Source organism: Kitasatospora sp. NPDC048722, assembly GCF_040650235.1.
In the GTDB taxonomy this organism is placed as follows: Bacteria; Actinomycetota; Actinomycetes; order Streptomycetales; family Streptomycetaceae; genus Kitasatospora.
Genome location: NZ_JBEZGX010000133.1, coordinates 1 through 5,048, shown reverse-complemented (window position 1 = coordinate 5,048; position 5,048 = coordinate 1). Strand labels below are relative to the sequence as shown.

Here is a 5,048-nt window from a genome sequence, read left to right as displayed (position 1 = left end):
ATCGAGTCCGTACTGACGAAACACGACAGCGTCACCCGCGCCGCCGTCGTCGTCCGCGAGGACCGCCCCGGCGTCAAACTACTGGTCGGCTACGTCGTCCCCGCCGCCGGGGCGGCCCCGGACCCGGCCACCCTGCTGGCCCACATCGCCGCCGACCTGCCCGACTACATGGTCCCGGCCACGATCGTCACCCTCGACGCCCTGCCGCTGAACACCAACGGCAAGCTCGACCGCAAGGCCCTCCCCGCCCCCGACTTCGCCGACCGCACACCCGGCCGCGCCCCGGCCACCGAACGCGAGAAGCTCCTCGCCACCCTCTTCGCCGAAGTCCTCGGACTGCCCGACGTCGGCGCCGACGACGACTTCTTCGCCCTCGGCGGCCACTCACTGCTCGCCACCCGCCTGATCAGCCGGATCCGCGCCGAGCTCGACGTCGAACTGCCCGTCCGGGCCCTGTTCGAGGCGCCGACCGTGGCCGCCCTCGCCGAGCGGGTCGGCGGCGCCGACCGTGCCCGGCAGGCGCTCACCGCCCGCCCCCGGCCCGCCGCCGTCCCGCTCTCCCCCGCCCAGCGGCGGCTCTGGTTCCTCGGCCGGTTCGAGGACGCGGGCGGCACCTACAACCTGCCGATGGCGATCCGGATCTCCGGCGAGCTGCACGTCCCGGCGCTGCGCGCGGCCCTCGCCGACGTCGTCGCCCGGCACGAGAGCCTGCGGACCGTCTTCCCGGACACCGACGGCGACCCCCGCCAGCACGTCCTCGCCCCCGCCGAGGCCGCACCGGCCGTCCCGGTCGTCGGCGTCACCGAGGAGGAGCTGCCCCGGGCGCTCGCCGCCACCGCCGCCCGGGACTTCGACCTCACCCGCGAGATCCCGCTCCGCGCCCGCCTGTTCGCCCTCGACGGCACCGAGTACGTGCTGCTGCTCGTGATCCACCACATCGCGGCCGACGGCTGGTCGATGGCCCCGCTCGCGCGCGACCTCTCCACCGCCTACCGCGCCCGCCGCGGCGGCACCGCGCCGGACTGGCAGCCGCTGCCCGTCCAGTACGCCGACTACACGCTGTGGCGCCAGGAGGTGCTCGGCGACGAGACCGAGCTGCAAGGCGGCAAGCAGGGGCCCGGCGGCGAGCTCGCCCGCCAGATCGAGCACTGGCGCACCACCCTGGCCGGCCTGCCCGAGGAGCTCGCCCTCCCCACCGACCGTCCCCGCCCGCCCGAGATGAGCCACCGCGGCGGCACCGTCGAGCTCACCGTGCCCGCGGACGTCCACCGCGCGCTCGCCGTCCTCGCCCAGGGCCACCGCGCGAGCGTCTTCATGGCCGCCCAGGCCGCGCTCGCCGCCCTGCTCACCCGCCTCGGCGCGGGCGAGGACGTCCCGCTCGGCACCCCGGTGGCCGGCCGCACCGACCAGGCGCTCGACGAGCTCGTGGGCTTCTTCGTCAACACCCTGGTGCTGCGCACCGACACCTCCGGCGACCCGACCTTCCGCGAGCTGCTGGACCGCGTCCGCGAGGCCTCGCTGGCCGCCTACGCCCACCAGGACGTCCCGTTCGAGCAGCTCGTCGAGATCCTCAACCCCGGCCGCTCGCTGGCCCGCCACCCGCTGTTCCAGGTCATGCTCTCCTTCCAGAACACCGCCGAGGCGAGCCTCGACCTGGACGGGCTGCGCACGACGTCCCAGCCGGTCGGCCTGCGGATGTCCAACTTCGACCTGTCCCTCGTGCTCGCCGAGCGGTTCACCGCCGACGGCACGCCGGACGGCCTCGCGGGCGGCGTCGAGTACGCCACCGACCTGTTCGACCGGGAGACCGCCCAGGACCTCGCCGACCGCTTCGTGCGGCTGCTGGCCGCACTGGTCGCGGACCCGGACCGGCGGCTCTCCGCTCTCGACCTGCTCACCGAGGACGAGCGCCGGCGCGTCCTCGTCGAGTGGAACGACACCGCGAGCGACCACCCCACCGGCACCGTCCCCGGCCTCTTCGAGGCGGCCGCCGCCCGCACCCCCGACGCCACCGCCCTGGTCTTCCGGGACACCGCGCTCACCTTCGCCGAACTCGACGCCTGGGCCAACCGGCTGGCCCGCCGGCTGGTCGCCCACGGCGTCCGGCCCGAGCAGGTCGTCGCCGTGCGGCTGCCGCGCTGCGCCGAGCACATCGTCGCGCTGCTCGCGGTCATGAAGGCGGGCGCCGTCTACCTGCCGGTCGACCGCGACTACCCGGCCGACCGCATCGCCTACATGACCGACGACGCCCGCCCGGTCGCCGAACTCGCCGACCCCTCCGAGGTGCTGGCCGTCCGGGACGACGCCCGGTGGTCCGGAGCCCCGCTCACCGCCGCCGAGCGCTCCGGCGCCCCGCGCCCCGACAACGCCGCGTACGTCATCTACACCTCCGGCTCCACCGGCCGCCCCAAGGGCGTCATCGTGCAGCACCGCAGCGTCGTCAACCTCTACCACGACCACTTCGAGCGCCTCTACGCCCGTGAGATCGCCTCGACCGGCGGGCGCCGGCTCAAGGCCGCGCTGGCCGCGTCGTTCTCCTTCGACGCCGCGATCGACCCGCTGCTGTGGCTGCTGCGCGGCCACGAGCTGCACCTGATCGACGACGAGGCCCGCCACGACCCGGCCGCGCTCGCCGCCTACGCCCGCCGGGTCGGCGGCATCGACCACTTCGACACCACCCCCGGCCACTACCAGCAGCTCCACGAACTCGGCCTCACCACCGACGAATCCGCCCGCCCGCTGGTCGTCGCCCTCGGCGGCGAGGCGCTCGGCGAGGCCCTGCGCGCCGAACTCGCCGGGATCGACGGCGTGGTGACCTACAACCTGTACGGGCCCACCGAGACCACCGTCGATGCCGTCGGCCAGCGCATCACCGACGCCGGCCGGGTGCTGATCGGCCGCCCGCTCGACAACTACCGGGCGTACGTCCTGGACGCGGCGCTGCGCCCGGTCGCCCCGGGCGTGCCGGGCGAGCTGTACCTCGCCGGGGCCGGCCTCGCCCGCGGTTACCTCGGCCGCCCCGGCCTCACCGCCGAGCGCTTCACCGCCGACCCCTACGGTCCGGCCGGCTCGCGCATGTACCGCACCGGCGACCTCGCCCGCTGGACCCGCGACGGCCGCCTCGACTGCCTCGGCCGGGCCGACGACCAGGTCAAGGTGCGCGGCTTCCGGATCGAGCTCGGCGAGGTCACCGCCGCCATCGAGGCCCACCCCGACGTCGCCGTCGCGGCCGTCGTCGTCCGCGAGGACCGCCCCGGCATCCGCGAGCTGGTCGGCTACGCCGTCCCCGCCGCCGGGCGCGCCGTACCCGCCGCCGAGGAGTTGCGCCGGGTGCTCGGCGAACGGCTGCCCGACTACATGGTCCCGTCCGCGATCGTCCCGCTCGACCGCCTCCCGCGCACCGTCAACGGCAAGCTCGACCGCGCCGCCCTGCCGGCCCCCGGCCCGCGCGCCGCCGGCAGCGGCCGGGCGCCGCGCACCGCGCAGGAGAAGGTGCTGTGCGCGATCTACGCCGAGGTCCTCGGGCTGGAGAGCGTCTCGATCGACGACGGCTTCTTCGACCTCGGCGGCCACTCGCTGCTCGCGGTACGGGTCGCCGGCCGGGTCCGCGCCCGACTCGGCGCCGAACTCCCCGTCCGCACCCTGTTCGAGGCGCCGACCCCGGCCGCGCTCGCCGAGCGCCTCGGCGACGCCGCGAGCACCCGCCCGGCGCTGACCGCCCGGGCACGGCCCGAGCCCGTGCCGCTGTCCGCCGCCCAGCGACGGCTCTGGTTCCTCGACCGCTTCGAGGGCCCCGGCGCGACCTACAACCTGCCGATCGCCGTCCGGCTCACCGGGCCGGTCTCGGCCGACGCCCTGGCCGACGCGCTCGCCGACGTCACCGCGCGGCACGAGAGCCTGCGGACCGTCTTCCCCGACGCCGACGGGAGGCCGCAGCAGCTGATCCTGCCCGCCGACGCGGCCCGACCGGAGCTGCTCCACGCGCCGTACAGCGCCGAGGCGGCCGCGGCGGAGGCCGGGCGCGGCTTCGACCTGGCGCGCGAACTGCCGGTGCGAGCTGGACTCTTCACGGTCTCGGACGAGGAGCACGTGCTGCTGGTCGTCGTCCACCACATCGCGGCGGACGGCTGGTCGATGGCGCCGCTGGCCCGCGACCTGTCGGTGGCGTACGCGGCCCGCCTGGGCGGCAGCGCACCGGAGTTCACCCCGCTGCCGGTCCAGTACGCCGACTACACGCTCTGGCAGGCCGAGGTCCTCGGCGACGAGAACGACCCGGCCGGCGAGCTCAACCGGCAGGTCGACTACTGGCGCACGGCCCTGGCCGGCCTGCCCGAGGAACTCCCGCTGCCCACCGACCGCCCCCGCCCTGCCCGGATGAGCTACCGCGGGGACACCGTCACGTTCACCGTCCCTTCTTCGGTTCACGGTCAACTCGCGGCGCTGGCCAAGGAGACGGGCACCAGCCTCTTCATGGTCGCCCAGGCGGCGCTCGCCACGCTGCTGCACCGCCTCGGCGGCGGCGAGGACGTCCCGCTCGGCAGCGTCACCGCCGGACGGACGGACGAAGCACTCGACGACCTCGTCGGCTTCTTCGTCAACACGCTCGTCCTGCGCAACGACCTGTCGGGGCGGCCGACCTTCCGCGAACTGCTGCGCCGCGTACGCGAGACGGACCTCGCGGCGTACGCCAACCAGGACGTCCCGTTCGAGCGCCTCGTCGAGATCCTCAACCCCGAGCGCTCGATGGCCCGGCACCCGCTGTTCCAGGTCATGCTCGCGTTCCAGAACACGGGGGCGGCGACGCTCGACCTCGCGGGGCTGCGGGCGGCGCCGTACGAGGCGACGTTCGACGCGGCCAAGTTCGACCTGACCTTCCAGCTCGCGGAGTCGGAGGAGGGGCTGGCGGGCAGCGTCGAGTACGCCGTCGACCTGTTCGACCGGGCGACGGCCCAAGCGCTGGGCGCGCGGCTCGTCACCGTGCTGGAGACCGTCGCGGCCGACCCGTCGATCCGGGTCGACGACATCGACGTCCTGACCCAGGACGAGCG

General features: G+C 75.3%; 1 protein-coding gene. It reads left to right on the top strand.

Annotation, left to right across the window (positions count from 1 at the left end; translation table 11 throughout):
- Positions 1–5,048, top strand: a 5,048-nt coding sequence (locus AB0C76_RS40990) for an amino acid adenylation domain-containing protein (protein WP_359975782.1), incomplete at both ends; no start/stop codon positions are given.